Consider the following 14,478-nt stretch of genomic DNA (forward strand, 5'->3'; position numbering starts at 1 on the left):
AATCTCGTCCAGCGGGCACAGAATCTCGTCCAGCGGGTACAGAATCTCGTCGAGCGGGCAGAGAACCTCGCCGCGCGGCTACCGGATCTTTCCGAGCGGGCGCAACGGCCGGAGAGTGCGTCCAGTCGACGTGATTCCGCGCCCGATCGTCAGGGAAGTGCGCCCGATCTGCGGGGGCGTCAGCGCTGATCTCCGGCGCCCGCGCGGTCGGCCCGACGTCGCGCCGCCCGGACGGTCCAGAACCGGGCCCCCTCGACGACTGCCTCGGTGACCGGGCTCGGGCGCCAGCCGAGTTCGCGCTCGGCCTTGCCGTGTTCCATCGGGGACATGTAGTGCATCAACCGCACCGAGGGGATGGTCAGTTGCCGCGGCCGGCCGGTGACCTTGGCGAGGAGGGAACCGACCGCACCGCACGCATAGAGCGACAACCGGTGGAGGACGAGGCGAGGCGGCCTGCGTTCCGCGGTGCGTGCGGCGACGGCGATGATCTCGCCGAGGTCGATGAAGCGCTCCGACACGATGTACCGTTCGCCCGGCCGGCCCCGTTCGGCCGCCAGCACCAGTGCGTCGGCGGCATCGTCGATGCCGACAGACTCCGCGCGGATGCCCCGCACCGTGAAAGGCATCTTGCCCAGGGCGGCGCCCGCCACAAAGGCCCCGTGTGGTGTCGGCTGCCAATCGCCTGCGCCATAGGTGTTGGAGACGCACATGGCGACGGCGGGCAGCCCCTTCGTCCGGGCGTACTCGAGGACCAAGTCCTCGGCCGCGACACGAGACCGGACATAATCCGATGCTGTGTCCGCCCAGTTGAATTCGTCGGCCTCGGTGGCCGAGCGGCCCGTGACACGGCCGATTGTCGCGAGCGTGCTGGTGAACACGAAGGCGTGCAGGTCGGCATGCACTGCCACATCTAGCACAGCTCGCAGCGCCTCGACATTCGTGCGGAAGAGTGGTTCCGGATCGATCAGCCAGGCCCGCGTGTCGACCACGCAGTAGTAGACGTCGTCGCAGCCATCGAGGGCGGCGGATACCGTCGCCTCGTCGAACAGGTCCCCGACGACACGCTCGACGACGAGATCGTCGATGCCCTGCGTGTCGCTGGTCTCGCGGACGAACACGCGGACCTGCTCACCGGACTCCACGAGACGGCGTACCACGTGAGATCCGAGGAATCCGCTGGCGCCGATCACCAGTTTCACGAGAGCGCACCGGGATTCAAGTCGTCGATGGCGGTCGCGGCACGCTCGAGCATGATCGTGAACATACGGTCACCGCGCTCGGTGGGCATCGCCGCACCACACCCGAAGACGATGATCATGGGCGCCTGGATCAGCGAGTCGACGTAATCGGACCAACAGTCGTCGAGGGAGTAGTCGGTCACACCGTGCGCGAGCAGCGCAGCATGGTAGGCGGCCACGATCTCCCGTTCGTGAGCGCGACGATCATCGACGGTCAGGCTGGTGGCAAGCAAGAACGCTATGTCACGCAGGGGATTGCCAAGTGTGATGGTCTGCCAGTCGACAATCGTGACCGACCCCTCGGGCCCGAACAGGATGTTGTCGATGCGGAGATCGCCGTGGATCAGGGAGAAGCATCGAGGATCACGTTCCAGCCAGTCCCCGGCAGTGGCGACCAGCCAGTCGATGGCGGCCGCCTCGCGCCCGGACAGATCAAAACGGGAACGGAACACGTCGGCCATCGGGGCGAGAACCGAATCCATCAGGAGTCGGTCTTCGTGCGTGGGTAACGCCAGCCCCGGCAGGTCGGCGAGGGTCTGATCGCACCACCGGGGCGCGTGCAGGCCTGCCGCGGCGAGGGCCACCGCGTGCGCCTGCTCGGGCGTGCAACCGGCGATCTGATCGCCCTGGACGGAAGGCGCCATATCCTCGAGCAGCAGCACGAACTCGGTGTGGTCGTCGGAGATCACCGCCGCATGGCAACGCGGGATGGGCGCGGTGAGAGTGGGCGCCAGTCGCTGGTAGAAAAGTACCTCGTTGCGGAAGACGCCTGCCGCGAACTCGCGTTGCGCGCGTTCACCTGTCGCGAGTTTCGCGACCATCGTCCTCGGCAGGTCACCGGGGACGGCCCAAGTCGGCGTCAGCCGGTACGAGCCGGCCATCTGGCCGGAGCCGACCGGCTCGGATTCGACCGAGATGATCTCGGCGTCCCGCCCGGTCGAGCGCAGCAGGTCTGACAGCCACGGCGCGGTCAGTCCGTCGACATCGGTGGGGATGGCCCCGGTGTCCCCGGCGTGTGAGAGCGTCATCGGTCCTCAGACCGCCGCGGTGGAGGCACCGACGATCACGTAGTCCCTCGATCGTCCCTCGCGCACCCACAGCGTGCCGTCACCTGCGCTGGGGCCGTCCTTCTTCAGTTCCCGCTTGAGGATCTTGTTGGTCGCCGTCGTCGGCAGGTCGCCGGCGATCCGGACATAGCGCGGCCACGCCTTGGGGGACAGGTCTGCCTGTGCGGCAAGCTGTTCGGCGAACCACCCGGGAGTGAGTTCCGCGTCGTCCTGGAGGACCACGGCGGCCATCACCGCGTCGCCGACATGTTCGTCGGGGACCGCATAGACCGCGACGCGGTTGACCTCCGGAAGACGGAGCAGGATACGTTCGATCGGTCCCGCGGCCAGGTTCTCGCCGTCCACCCGCATCCAGTCGCCGGTGCGCCCGGCCAGATAGATCCAGTCGTCGGCGTCCTTGTACGCGAGATCGCCCGACCAGTACATGCCGTGCCGCAGGCGCTCACCGGTCGATTCATCGTCGTTGTAGTAACCCATGAACATGCCTGCGCCATCGACGTTCACCAGCTCGCCGATCGCGTCGTCGGCATTGGCCAGTGCGCCGTTCTCGTCGAACTCGACCCGCGGGCATTCGGTGAGTGTCTCCGAGTTGTACACGGCGACATTGGGAAATCCCCGGCCGATCGATCCCTCCGGGGTGCCGGGTTCACGCGTGATGATGATGGCCAGTTCGGTCGAGCCGAAGCCGTCCCAGACCGTGCAGCCGAATCGGCGGGAGAAGTCGTTGATGTCGCGGTCGGTGGCCTCGTTGCCGAAGGCCACCCGCAGCGGATTGTCGGCGTCGTCGTCCTTTTCCTCGGTGGCCAGGATGTAGGCGAGGGGTTTGCCGACGTAGTTCATGTAGGTCGCGTGGTAGCGCCGGATGTCGTGCAGGAACGTGGAAGCGGAGAACTTCGCCGGGGCGATGGCGGCACCGCCGCACAGCGCCACGCAGTAGCCGCCCATCAGTGCGGCCGAGTGGAACAGTGGCATCGACAGATAGCAGACGTCGCCGGGCCCGATGCTGTATTTGTCCGCGAGGACCGGCCCGGCGAACGGGATCATCATGTGCGCGAACCGAACCGGCTTCGGGTTGCCACTCGTGCCCGAGGTGAAGATCAGCATGAAGGTGTCCGCGGCCGTCGGTACGCAGTGCGGGATCAAATCGCCTGCGGTGGCGGTCGCCGTGTTCCAGGCGGGCGTCGACGTGTCGAGGATGTGCACGCCGGGAAGATCCAGACCGTCGAGCAGTGGACGATGCTCGGCGTCGGCGATCAGGATCTGGCAGTCGGCCCGCAGGATGTCGGCAGCGAGTCCGTCGCCGCGCCGGGTGTTGTTCACGCCCACCGTCACGTATCCGCCGAGGGCTCCCGCCGCAAGCGCGATGAGCATGTCCGGGGTGTTACCCAGCAGAACACCCACATGCATCGGACGCGATCGATCGGCGAGGCCGAGTACGGCCGAGGCAGCGCGCCGTGCGTCGGCGATGTACTCGCGCCAGGACCACTGCGTGCCCTCGTAGGTGATCGCCAGGTTGTCGTCGTCTGCGCGCTCCTGCAGGAGCTGGGTCACGGTCTCGGCCATGACGCCACTCTAGAACGTGTTCTCGTTTCTTGTGAACAGATTCTGAATAATGTCTACTCGTGGTCCGGTGAGTGCTGTGTTCAGCGGATGAACCACCCGACGCCGGGTGTCACGGTGAACGCCCGGTCGGCCTTGCCGATGATGGTGGTGGTGAAGGAGATGCGGCCGTGACCCGCGCGGATCTCGGCCCCGGGCGACGGTTTGCCCGAGGTGCACGTGCCGAAGACGACGTCGTCGGTGTGGTTGGTGCGTTCGTTCCGCCAGGTGATGGCGACCCGCGTCTGGCCGAGGTTGCGTGCGCACGCGTCGCCCACCGGCAAGATCCGCAGTCGGGTGGTGTCGGCACTCGTGGCGGTGGCCGCGAGGTTGGCGGCGAATCCACCGGAAAGCCCGTTGCGGTCGACGGTGACGCCCACATTCGGTACCTGGTCGACCCGCAGCATCTTCGGTGGTGCCGCATTCGCTGCTCCACCGCCCGCGATCACGCTGATCGCCAAGCCGGCGGCTGCGGCTGCGCAGGCCGTGGCCCGAATCGTTGTCCGACGTCCCGTCATCAGAGGTCCCTCCAGTCCGATCGAGCACGTTCCGTGTCTGTCAGGGTGTCGGAGCGGGGTCAGGGCGTACAGGTGTGCGCAGGTTCTGTTATGGATCCGAGACTGGTTCAAGGGGTTGCCCGAGGGGCGGGAGGTGCTGGTGAGGATGCCGATTGTGAATGGTGTCTCATATGCACCCCCGGGGCGTCTGCTCGGTTCGTCGGCCGGATGCCTGTGCTGATAGGACCGTAGACATGGTTGTCGACAGTGCCTCATCCACTCGAATCGTGCCGCGTGATCCCGTCATGGCGTTCGGCATCGGAAATGTCACGACGACCGGTCCGACGACGGTGCGCGCCGAGCAACTGGTGAGTGCGAACCTCGTGGACCACCGTGGGCGGATCGATCTCCCGGCGCTCGCCGTGCTGTTCGATCATCTCGGTGGCCTGCCGTACTTCGCCTCCGAACCCGATGGGTCGCCCTGCGTACAGGCCCGTCTCGCCGTCTCGATGCAGGGGACCGTCGACGTGGGCGACCGGCTGACGGCGAATGCCGAACTCCTCATGCGCGACGAGGCCTTCGGGACCACTCGGGTCGACATCGTGACGTCGAGCGGCCGCATCTGCTGTTCCGGTACGGCTCGCAATGTCGGAGTGGGTCGGACCTTCGACCACAATCCGACCGGGGATCGTGGCGTCGAGGCTCCGACCGGCGGTGTCGGTACGTCAGGGCTGTCGATGCCACCGGCCATCGAGCCGGATCTCGACGGCCGCGTGATCGTCGAGCAGATCGCCGCCGGTACCCGTACCGCGGGTCACCTGACAGATCTGCTCAACGGTCGGGTCGAGACCGTCGACCACCCGCTCGGTACCGGTGTGCGTTTCACCGTGGGCACCGAACCGTGGATGGGCAACGTGTTCGGCACGATGCACGGAGGCGTCATTGCCGCCGCGGTCGCGCAGGGGTGCTCGTTTGCCGGCCAGGCGAACACGACGGCCGGGCGTGACTATCAACTCGCGGATCTGGCGATCAGTTTTCTCCGGTCGCCCGCTGTGCAGGGCTCCGACGTCGTCGTCGAGGTGACGCCGGTGAAGATCGGTCGTCGGGTCGCGTCGTTCGATGCCACGATGCATGCGCACGACGGGATGCTGCTCAGTCGCTGTGCCGCCGACGTGCACTACCGCTGACCCCCGACAGCAACCGAGATCGCGCCGACAGCAACCGAGATCGCGCCGACAGCAACCGAGATCGCGCCGACAGCAACCAGGATTCCGCCGACAGCAACCAGGATTCCGCCGACAGCAACGTACGATCCCTTACACCGCCGGCGCACCCATGTCCGTGTGCGCCCGTGTGCGCGGCTTATCCGGGCCCTTGTCGACGCCGCGCGGTGCTCTCGGCGCGATACCCGTTGCTCTCGGCGAGGTCGCGGTTGCTGTCGGCGAGATACACGTTGCTGTCGGCGGGATTCCGGTTGCTGTCGGCGCAAAAACAATCATGCATGATTGATTTTTCTGACCGGCTGTGTGACCCTGATCGCATGTCGATGGTGGAGGGGCTTGTAGCAGATCTGACGGCGCAATCGGCGGAGCTCGACACCCTGGTGGCGGCTCTGGACGATTCCGGATGGGCGCTGCCGACGCCTGCCGCCAAGTGGTCGGTGGCGCATCAGATCGCGCACCTGTCGTGGACCGACCGGGTGGCGGCGATGGCCGCAGCTGACCCGGACGCCTTCGGCGCGGTCCTCGACGAGGCGGCCGACAACCCGATGGGTTTTGTCGACGCGGCGGCCGAGAAGGGGGCGATGGCGTCGCCCGCGCAGATTCTCGATGCGTGGCGGACTGCTCGTGCGAACCTCACCGACGCGCTGCGCGCCGTCCCCGACGGTGTGAAGATCCCGTGGTTCGGCCCGCCGATGTCGGCGGCGTCGATGGCGACCGCGCGATTGATGGAGACCTGGGCGCACGGCCTCGACGTCGCGGATGCACTCGGCGTGACGATGGTGGCCACCGATCGGATCCGGGGTGTCGTCCACATCGGTGTGCGTACCAGGGATTTCGCCTACGCGGTCAACGGTCTGACGCCACCGGCGGCGCAGTTCCGATACGAGATCACCTCGCCGTCGGGAGAGGTGTGGACCTGGGGACCCGACGATGCCACCGACGTCGTGCGGGGCCCGGCAATCGACTTCTGCCAGTTGGTGACCCAGCGACGTGCGTTGGTGGATCTCGATCTGGAGATCATCGGTTCCGACGCGAGGCGCTGGGCCGGCATCGCCCAGGCCTTTGCCGGTCCACCCGGAGCGGGAAGGCCGTCGTCCGCTTCTGAACGAGAGGTCCACTGAGTCATGGCCGACACGCATGAAGGCAGGATCGTCCGGATCGGCAACGCGTCCGGCTTCTACGGCGACCGATTCTCCGCAATGCGAGAGATGCTCGAGGGCGGCGAGCTCGACTTTGTGACGGGCGACTACCTGGCCGAGCTGACCATGCTGATCCTCGGCCGGGACCGCATGAAGGACCCGAGATCGGGCTATGCCAAGACATTCCTGCGTCAGATGGAGGACTGTCTCGGCCTCGCGATGGACAAGGGGGTTCGCATCGTCACCAATGCCGGTGGTCTCAATCCGCACGGGCTCGCGGTGGCGCTGCGCGAACTCGCCGAGAAGTTGGGGATCAGCGCCGACATCGCTTTTGTCGACGGCGACGATCTCCTCGACCGCACCGCCGAACTCGAGCTCGGCGACCCGCTGACCGCCAACGCCTATCTCGGGGCGTTCGGGATCAAGACCGCGCTCGATGCCGGCGCCGAGATCGTGGTGACCGGCCGGGTCACCGACGCGTCGCTCACGGTCGGTCCGGCAGCCAGTGAATTCGGCTGGGAGTACCACGATCTGGACGCCCTCGCCGGCGCGGTGGTGGCGGGGCACGTCATCGAGTGCGGAGCCCAGGCGACCGGCGGCAATTACTCGTTCTTCGGTGAGTTGCCCCGGATGGGTCACCTGGGCTTCCCGATCGCGGAGGTCGCCGGCGACGGATCGTCGGTGATCACCAAGCACCCCGGTACCGGCGGCGCGGTCACGGTCGGGACGGTCACCGCGCAGTTGCTCTACGAGGTCGGCGGACCGCGGTACCTGGGGCCCGATGTCACCACGCGGCTCGACACCATCGAACTCGGGCAGGCCGGCGACGATCGCGTGTCGATCAGCGGGGTACGCGGCGAGGCGCCCCCGGCGACCACCAAGGTGTCGCTGAACAGCCTTGCCGGAGTGCGCAACGAGATCACCCTCATCCTCACCGGGCTCGACATCGAGGCGAAGGCCGAGTTGTTCAAGGATCAGTTCACGGCGGCGCTGCCGACCGTGCCCGCCGAGATCGCCTGGGAACTCTCGCGCCTCGACCGTCCGGATGCCGAGACGGAGGAACAGGCGAGCGCGCTGCTCCGCTGCGTGGTGCGTGATCCCGACGCGAAGAAGGTCGGCCGCGCTTTCTCGTCGACCGCCATCGAACTCGCGCTCGCGAGCTATCCCGGTTTCGCGGCCACCGCACCTCCCGGACACGGCAACCCATACGGCGTGTTCGAGCCTGGCTACGTGGACGCGGCGGCCGTCGACCACCGCGTGGCCCTGCAAACCGGTGTGGTCGAACGTATCCTGCCGAGCCCCGTGCGCACCGAGGTGTCCGAGGACGCCGGCGACTCACCGGTGGAGACCTCCGCTGACTGGGGCCCGACGGCGTCGCTGCCGCTGGGCACCATCGCCGGCGCACGCAGCGGCGACAAGGGCGGTAGCGCGAACATCGGGGTGTGGGTGCGCGACCCGGGCCATTTCTCCTGGCTCGACAGCACCCTCGACGTCGACCTGCTCCGAAAACTCCTGCCCGAGATCGCTGATCTCCCGGTGCGACGTCATCGACTACCGAATCTCAACGCGGTCAACTTCGTGATCGACGGTGTCCTCGGCCGCGGGGTCGCCGAGAACGTCCGATTCGATCCGCAGGCCAAGGGCATGGGCGAGTGGTTGCGCTCGCGTCCGGTGCCCATCCCGATCGCCTTCACGAACAGCAAGGAGAGCAAGTGACGATCACCAGTCCGGTGTGGGACACCCCCGAACGCCTCGAACTGCGTGCCACTGTCAGGGCATTCGTGGAGCGTCACGTGCTGCCGTACCAGGACGAGTGGGAGCGCGACGGATTGATCCCGCGCGACCTGCATCGCGAGGCGGCGAAGCTCGGGCTGTTCGGTCTGGGAATCCCCGAGGAGGTCGGTGGGTCCGGTGGTGACCTCATCGACGGCTCCATCCTGGGCGAGGAGTTCCACTACGCGGGAGCCGCCGGCGGGGTGTTCGCCTCGTTGTTCACCCACGGCATCGCGTTGCCGCATCTCATCGGGGCCGGTGACCCGGATCAGATCGATCGATGGGTGCGGCCCACTCTGGCCGGTGAGAAGATCGGCAGCCTCGCGATCACGGAGCCGGGCGGGGGCAGCGACGTCGGACACCTGACCACCTCCGCGGTCCGCGAGGGCGACCATTTCGTCGTCAACGGCGCCAAGACCTACATCACCTCCGCCGTGCGTGCCGACTTCGTCGTGACCGCCGTCCGCACCGGCGGCCCGGGCGCATCGGGCGTCTCGCTGCTCGTGATCGAGAAGGACACACCCGGATTCACCGTCACCCGCAAACTGGACAAGATGGGTTGGCGGAGTTCGGACACCGCCGAGCTGTCATTCGTCGATGCACGGGTGCCGGTCAGCAATCTGGTGGGCGTGGAGAACTCGGGTTTCGCCCTGATCGCGACTGCGTTCGTGACCGAGCGGTCGGGTCTGGCGGTGCAGGCGTACGCGAGCGCCCAACGGTGCCTCGACCTCACCCTGGACTGGGTCCGTGACCGGGAGACATTCGGAAAGCCGTTGATCGCACGCCAATCGGTGCAGGAGGCCGTCACCGAGATGGCCCGCCGCATCGACATCGCACGCACATACACCCGCGCCGTCGTGGAACGGAAGGTGACCTCCGACGACGATCTGATCGCCGAGGTGTGCTTCGCCAAGAACACCGCCGTCGAGGCCGGTGAGTGGGTGGCGAACAAGGCGGTTCAGCTGTTCGGCGGGATGGGCTACATGACCGGTACCGAGGTGGAGCGTCAGTATCGCGACATGCGCATCATCGGTATCGGCGGCGGCACCACCGAGATCCTGGCGGGTCTCGCGGCAAAACGATTGGGGTATCAGCGATGACGACCATCCGATCCACCCTCGACCCGGCCGGCGAGGACTTTCGGGCGGCCGGCACGTCGATGACCGACAAGCTCGTCGAGATCCAAACCGAGTTCGACAAGGCACTCGCCGGCGGCGGCGAGAAGTACGTCGCCCGGCATCGTGAGCGCGGCAAGCTGACCGCCCGCGAGCGCATCGAGATACTGATCGACGAGGACTCGGCCTTCCTCGAGCTGTGCCCGCTGGCGGCGTACGGTTCGGACTTCCAGGTCGGGGCGTCCGCGGTCACCGGCATCGGCGTGGTCGAAGGTGTCGAGTGCATGATCGTGGCCAACGATCCGACCGTGAAAGGCGGCACATCCAATCCGTGGACCTTGCGGAAGATACTCCGCTGCAACGACATCGCGATGCAGAACCGCCTGCCGATGATCTCGCTGGTCGAGTCCGGCGGGGCCGACCTGCCCACTCAGAAGGAAGTGTTCGTCCCCGGCGGCCGCATGTTCCGCGACCTCACGAGGCTGTCTGCCGCGGGGATACCGACCATCGCCCTGGTCTTCGGCAACTCCACCGCCGGCGGCGCCTACGTCCCGGGTATGAGCGATCACGTCGTGATGATCGAGAACGCGTCGAAGGTCTTCCTCGGTGGACCGCCGCTGGTGAAGATGGCGACCGGCGAGGACAGCGACGACGAGTCCCTCGGCGGCGCCCAGATGCACGCCCGGCAGTCGGGTCTGGCCGACTACTTCGCCGTCGACGAGCAGGACGCCATCCGGCTCGGCCGGCGCATCGTGGCCCGGTTGAACTGGCGCAAGCAGGGACCCGGCCCGGTGGCCGAGGTGATCGAACCGCGCTACGACACCGAGCAACTGCTGGGCATCGTCCCCTCGGATCTGAAGATCCCGTTCAACCCCCGCGACGTCATCGCCCGCGTCGTCGACGACAGCGACTTCGACGAGTTCAAACCCGACTACGGCAGTTCCCTGTGTACCGGTTGGGCCCGCATCCACGGCTACCCGATCGGCATCCTGGCCAACGCCCAGGGCGTGTTGTTCAGCCAGGAGTCGCAGAAGGCGACCCAGTTCATCCAGCTGGCCAACCGCAGTAACACGCCACTGTTGTTCCTGCACAACACCACCGGATACATGGTCGGCAAGGAGTACGAGCAGAACGGCATCATCAAGCACGGCTCGATGATGATCAACGCCGTGTCCAACTCCACCGTGCCGCACATCTCGGTGCTGATGGGAGCGAGCTACGGTGCCGGTCACTACGGCATGTGCGGGCGCGCCTACGATCCGCGATTCCTGTTCGCCTGGCCGAGCGCGAAGTCTGCGGTGATGGGTGCGGCCCAGCTCGCCGGCGTCATCTCCATCGTGTCCCGGGCCGCCACCGAGGCGCGCGGAGGAACGGTCGACGAATCAGCGGATGCGGCGATGAAGCAGATGATCGAGGCGCAGATCGAGGCCGAGTCGGTCCCGGCGTTCCTGTCCGGCATGCTCTACGACGACGGTGTGATCGACCCGCGTGACACCAGGACCATTCTGGGGCTGTGCCTTTCGGCCATCGACAGTGGACCGGTCGAGGGCACGTCCAACTTCGGCGTCTTCCGGATGTGAGGCGAACATGACAACCACGATCACCTCTGTACTCGTCGCCAACCGCGGTGAGATCGCCTGCCGCGTGTTCACCACGGCCCGCGCGATGGGCCTGCGCACCGTCGCCGTGTTCTCCGATCCCGACGAGCACGCGCCGCACGTGCGGATGGCCGACGCGGCGGTCGTGCTCCCCGGATCGACGTCGGCGCAGACGTATCTGCGTGGCGACCTCATCATCGCGGCGGCACAGGCTGCCGGTGCGGATGCCATCCATCCCGGGTACGGGTTCCTCTCGGAGAACGCCGAATTCGCGCAGTCGGTGATAGACGCCGGACTCACCTGGATCGGGCCGCCACCGGCGGCGATCGAGGCGATGGGTTCCAAGGTCAACGCGAAGAAGCTGATGGCCGACGCGGGTGTACCCGTGCTGGGCAACATCGACCCGGCCGGGGTGACCGCCGACGACCTGCCGCTGCTGATCAAGGCATCCGCCGGCGGTGGTGGCCGCGGGATGCGGGTGGTGCGTTCGCTCGACGAACTGGATGATGCGGTCGCCGGTGCCGCACGAGAGGCGGCGTCCGCCTTCGGCGATCCCACCGTCTTCTGCGAAACCTATGTCGAGCGCGGCCACCACATCGAGGTCCAGGTGATGGCTGATCAGCACGGGGCCGTCTGGGCGGTCGGCGAACGAGAGTGCTCCATCCAGCGCCGGCACCAGAAGGTGATCGAAGAGGCGCCGGCCCCATTGGTGGAGCGCATCGGCGGTGATCTGCGCGACCGCCTCTACGTGGCGGCGCGTACCGCGGTGGCGGCAATCGGGTACACCGGAGCCGGCACGGTGGAGTTTCTCGCCGACGAGAACGGGCGATTCTTCTTCCTGGAGACCAACACCCGGCTACAGGTCGAGCACCCTGTCACGGAGCTGACCACCGGCACCGACCTGGTGGCGTGGCAGCTGCGGGTCGCGATGGGCGAGCATCTCGACGTCCGACCGCCGGCCGCAGCCGGGCACGCCATCGAGGTCCGCCTCTATGCCGAGGACCCGGGCGCCGACTGGCAACCGCAGTCGGGGACCGTGCATGCGATCGAGATCGCCGACGACGTCCGATTCGGTCCTCTCGACCGCCCCGGTATCCGCGTCGATTCCGGCATCGAGGCGGGCAGCGAGATCTCGACCTTCTACGATCCGATGCTGGCGAAGGTTATCGGCTGGGCGCCGGACCGGCGCCGGGCGGCCGCGATGCTGGCCCGCGCGTTGGCCGACGCTCGCATCCACGGTCCCGTCACCAACCGCGACATGCTCGTCAACACCCTTCGCAGCGACCAATTCCGGTCCGGCCACACCGACACGGGATTCATTGACAGCATCGGCCTCGACCTGCTGGCCAGGCCCCTCGCCGGTGGCGACGATGTGCGGGTCGCTGCCGCCGCGGCAGCGCTCGCCGATGCGGCCGAGGTACGCGGCCGTGCGACAGTACAGGCCGGGTTGCCCACCGGGTGGCGCAATCTCGCGTCGGCGTATCAGACCAAGCGGTACCTCCACACGCGCGCGGACGATCAGGAGATCGAGGTTCGCTACCGGCACGGGCGGGGTGGTATCGATCTGCCGGACCTGCCCGACGTCTCGGTCGTCCACGCGTCCCCGGATCGCGTCGTCGTCTCCGTCGCCGGTGTCCGCCGCACCCTGACCGTCGCGCGCTATCGCGACGATGTCTTCGTCGACGGACCCGGTGTCGCAGTGGCATTGCGGCGGGTGCCGCGGTTCGTCGACCCGTCGGCGGTGGCCCGTCCGGGCTCACTGCTCGCGCCCATGCCCGGCGCCGTCATCCGGGTCGCGGTCATCGAGGGGGAGCGGGTGGTCGCCGGGCAACCGATGCTCTGGCTGGAGGCGATGAAGATGGAACACACCGTGACCGCACCCACCGACGGCGTGGTCGCCACGCTGTCGGTCGAACCCGGACAACAGCTTTCCGTCGGTGACGTACTGGCGGTGATCAGCGCCGACGACGGTGATAGCACCGGCACCGCCGCCGCAGAGGACCACTCGGACAACCCGAAGCAAGAGGAGAGAGTCGGATGACCGCACACCTGGATGACATCGCCGCCAACCCATTCGTGGAGAGCTCGGAACGGGCAGACCTGCGGGCCTCGGTGGCGGCCTTCGCCGCGAAGTACGGTCAGGAGTACTTCCGCGAGTGCGCGCGTGAGGGACGCAAAACCGACGAGATGTGGTCCGAAGCGGGGAAACTCGGATTCATCGGGGTCAACCTGCCGGAGGCGTACGGCGGCGGTGGCGCCGGCATGTACGAACTGTCGATTGTGATGGAGGAGATCGCCGCGGCCGGCACCGGGCTGCTGATGCTCGTCGTGTCTCCGGCCATCTGTGGCAACATCATCGCCCGTTTCGGTACCGATGCGCAGAAGCAGCAATGGATTCCGGGCCTGGCCGACGGCACGATCACCATGGCGTTCGGCATCACCGAGCCCGACGCCGGATCGAACTCGCACCAGATCACCACCACCGCCCGCCGCGACGGCGACGAGTGGCTGCTGACCGGCCGCAAGGTCTTCATCTCCGGTGTCGACCAGGCCGAGGCCGTGCTCATCGTCGCTCGCACCGAGGACGCCAAGACCGGCAAGCTCAAGCCCGCGCTGTTCATCGTGCCCACCGACGCACCCGGGTTCGAGTACACGATGATCGACATGGAACTTCAGAACCCGGAGAAGCAGTTCCAGCTGTTCCTCGACGACGTCCGGCTGCCGGCCGACGCGCTGGTCGGTTCCGAGGACGCGGCGTTGAGTCAGTTGTTCGCCGGACTCAATCCCGAACGCATCATGGCCGCGGCGTCCGCGGTCGGCATGGGCCGCTTCGCCCTGAACAAGGCCGTCGCCTACGTGAACGACCGAACCGTCTGGAAGACACCGATCGGTGGGCATCAGGCGATCGCGCATCCGCTGGCAGAAGGCAAGGTCGCGATCGAGATGGCCAAGCTGATGATGCAGAAGGCCGCGACCCTGTACGACGCGGGCGACGACTGGGGCGCCGCCGAACCGGCGAACATGGCCAAGTACGCGGCCGCCGAGGCGTGCGTGAAGATCGTCGACCATGCGGTGCATTCGATGGGCGGCAACGGTTTGACGAGTGAGTACGGTCTGGCACCGATGCTCAGCCTGGCCCGCATCGCGCGGATCGCGCCGGTGAGCCGGGAGATGATCCTGAACTTCGTCGCGCAGACCAGCCTGGGTCTGCCCAAGTCGTACTGAGGAG

The 14,478-nt window shown here is 67.2% G+C and carries 11 protein-coding genes; 7 read left to right on the plus strand and 4 right to left on the minus strand.

Translation table 11 applies throughout. The features are described 5' to 3' along the window. Positions 1-179: 179 nt before the first annotated feature. The 4 genes from ACLQ3I_RS10200 to ACLQ3I_RS10215 all read right to left on the minus strand — a co-directional run bounded on the left by ACLQ3I_RS10200 (position 180) and on the right by ACLQ3I_RS10215 (position 4,422). Positions 180-1,199: an NAD-dependent epimerase/dehydratase family protein gene (locus tag ACLQ3I_RS10200; RefSeq protein WP_425801631.1), complete on the minus strand. Its 1,020-nt coding sequence runs from the start codon at positions 1,197-1,199 to the stop codon at positions 180-182. Next, positions 1,196-2,266, minus strand: coding sequence for a phosphotransferase (locus tag ACLQ3I_RS10205; RefSeq protein WP_425801633.1), 1,071 nt, complete (start codon positions 2,264-2,266; stop codon positions 1,196-1,198). Before ACLQ3I_RS10205 ends, ACLQ3I_RS10200 begins: the two co-directional genes overlap by 4 nt. 6 nt (positions 2,267-2,272) lie before the next feature. Next, positions 2,273-3,868, minus strand: a complete 1,596-nt coding sequence (fadD1, locus tag ACLQ3I_RS10210; protein ID WP_425801635.1) for a fatty-acid--CoA ligase FadD1 — start codon at positions 3,866-3,868, stop codon at positions 2,273-2,275. 80 nt (positions 3,869-3,948) lie between these two features. Next, the gene (locus ACLQ3I_RS10215; protein ID WP_425792780.1) at positions 3,949-4,422 is read right to left on the minus strand and encodes a hypothetical protein; all 474 of its coding nucleotides are present in this window, start codon (positions 4,420-4,422) and stop codon (positions 3,949-3,951) included. Positions 4,423-4,688: 266 nt separating this feature from the next. Here ACLQ3I_RS10215 and ACLQ3I_RS10220 point away from each other — a divergent pair, with 266 nt between their 5' ends. The 7 genes from ACLQ3I_RS10220 (at position 4,689) to ACLQ3I_RS10250 (ending at position 14,474) form a co-directional block, all read left to right on the plus strand. Next, positions 4,689-5,588, plus strand: coding sequence for a hotdog domain-containing protein (locus ACLQ3I_RS10220; RefSeq protein ID WP_425801637.1), 900 nt, complete (start codon positions 4,689-4,691; stop codon positions 5,586-5,588). A 353-nt stretch (positions 5,589-5,941) separates the two neighbouring features. Next, positions 5,942-6,745 carry a TIGR03084 family metal-binding protein gene (locus ACLQ3I_RS10225; protein WP_425792783.1) on the plus strand — a complete coding sequence of 268 codons (804 nt, stop codon included), beginning with the start codon at positions 5,942-5,944 and terminating at the stop codon, positions 6,743-6,745. A 3-nt stretch (positions 6,746-6,748) separates the two neighbouring features. Next, positions 6,749-8,479 (plus strand): acyclic terpene utilization AtuA family protein, encoded by a 1,731-nt coding sequence (locus tag ACLQ3I_RS10230; protein ID WP_425801640.1) that lies wholly within the window; start codon positions 6,749-6,751, stop codon positions 8,477-8,479. After that, positions 8,476-9,636, plus strand: a complete 1,161-nt coding sequence (locus ACLQ3I_RS10235) for an acyl-CoA dehydrogenase family protein (protein WP_425801642.1) — start codon at positions 8,476-8,478, stop codon at positions 9,634-9,636. The genes ACLQ3I_RS10230 and ACLQ3I_RS10235 overlap by 4 nt, the downstream gene beginning before the upstream one ends. Beyond that, the gene (locus ACLQ3I_RS10240) at positions 9,633-11,231 is read left to right on the plus strand and encodes an acyl-CoA carboxylase subunit beta (RefSeq protein WP_425801645.1); all 1,599 of its coding nucleotides are present in this window, start codon (positions 9,633-9,635) and stop codon (positions 11,229-11,231) included. The genes ACLQ3I_RS10235 and ACLQ3I_RS10240 overlap by 4 nt, the downstream gene beginning before the upstream one ends. Before the next feature lie 7 nt (positions 11,232-11,238). Beyond that, positions 11,239-13,290: a biotin carboxylase N-terminal domain-containing protein gene (locus ACLQ3I_RS10245; RefSeq protein WP_425801648.1), complete on the plus strand. Its 2,052-nt coding sequence runs from the start codon at positions 11,239-11,241 to the stop codon at positions 13,288-13,290. After that, positions 13,287-14,474 (plus strand): acyl-CoA dehydrogenase family protein, encoded by a 1,188-nt coding sequence (locus ACLQ3I_RS10250; RefSeq protein ID WP_425801651.1) that lies wholly within the window; start codon positions 13,287-13,289, stop codon positions 14,472-14,474. The genes ACLQ3I_RS10245 and ACLQ3I_RS10250 overlap by 4 nt, the downstream gene beginning before the upstream one ends. Positions 14,475-14,478 lie beyond the last annotated feature (4 nt).

The organism is Gordonia sp. DT101 (assembly GCF_049844895.1).
GTDB lineage: Bacteria > Actinomycetota > Actinomycetes > Mycobacteriales > Mycobacteriaceae > Gordonia.

What these genes read in the sequence shown, in the direction of transcription:
- ACLQ3I_RS10205 (WP_425801633.1), bottom strand. Translation starts at nt 2,266, where the DNA reads ATGACGCTCTCACACGCCGGGGACACCGGGGCCATCCCCACCGATGTC.
- ACLQ3I_RS10240 (WP_425801645.1), top strand. Translation starts at nt 9,633, where the DNA reads ATGACGACCATCCGATCCACCCTCGACCCGGCCGGCGAGGACTTTCGG.
- ACLQ3I_RS10250 (WP_425801651.1), top strand. Translation starts at nt 13,287, where the DNA reads ATGACCGCACACCTGGATGACATCGCCGCCAACCCATTCGTGGAGAGC.
- ACLQ3I_RS10225 (WP_425792783.1), top strand. Translation starts at nt 5,942, where the DNA reads ATGTCGATGGTGGAGGGGCTTGTAGCAGATCTGACGGCGCAATCGGCG.
- ACLQ3I_RS10245 (WP_425801648.1), top strand. Translation starts at nt 11,239, where the DNA reads ATGACAACCACGATCACCTCTGTACTCGTCGCCAACCGCGGTGAGATC.
- ACLQ3I_RS10215 (WP_425792780.1), bottom strand. Translation starts at nt 4,422, where the DNA reads ATGACGGGACGTCGGACAACGATTCGGGCCACGGCCTGCGCAGCCGCA.
- fadD1 (WP_425801635.1), bottom strand. Translation starts at nt 3,868, where the DNA reads ATGGCCGAGACCGTGACCCAGCTCCTGCAGGAGCGCGCAGACGACGAC.
- ACLQ3I_RS10230 (WP_425801640.1), top strand. Translation starts at nt 6,749, where the DNA reads ATGGCCGACACGCATGAAGGCAGGATCGTCCGGATCGGCAACGCGTCC.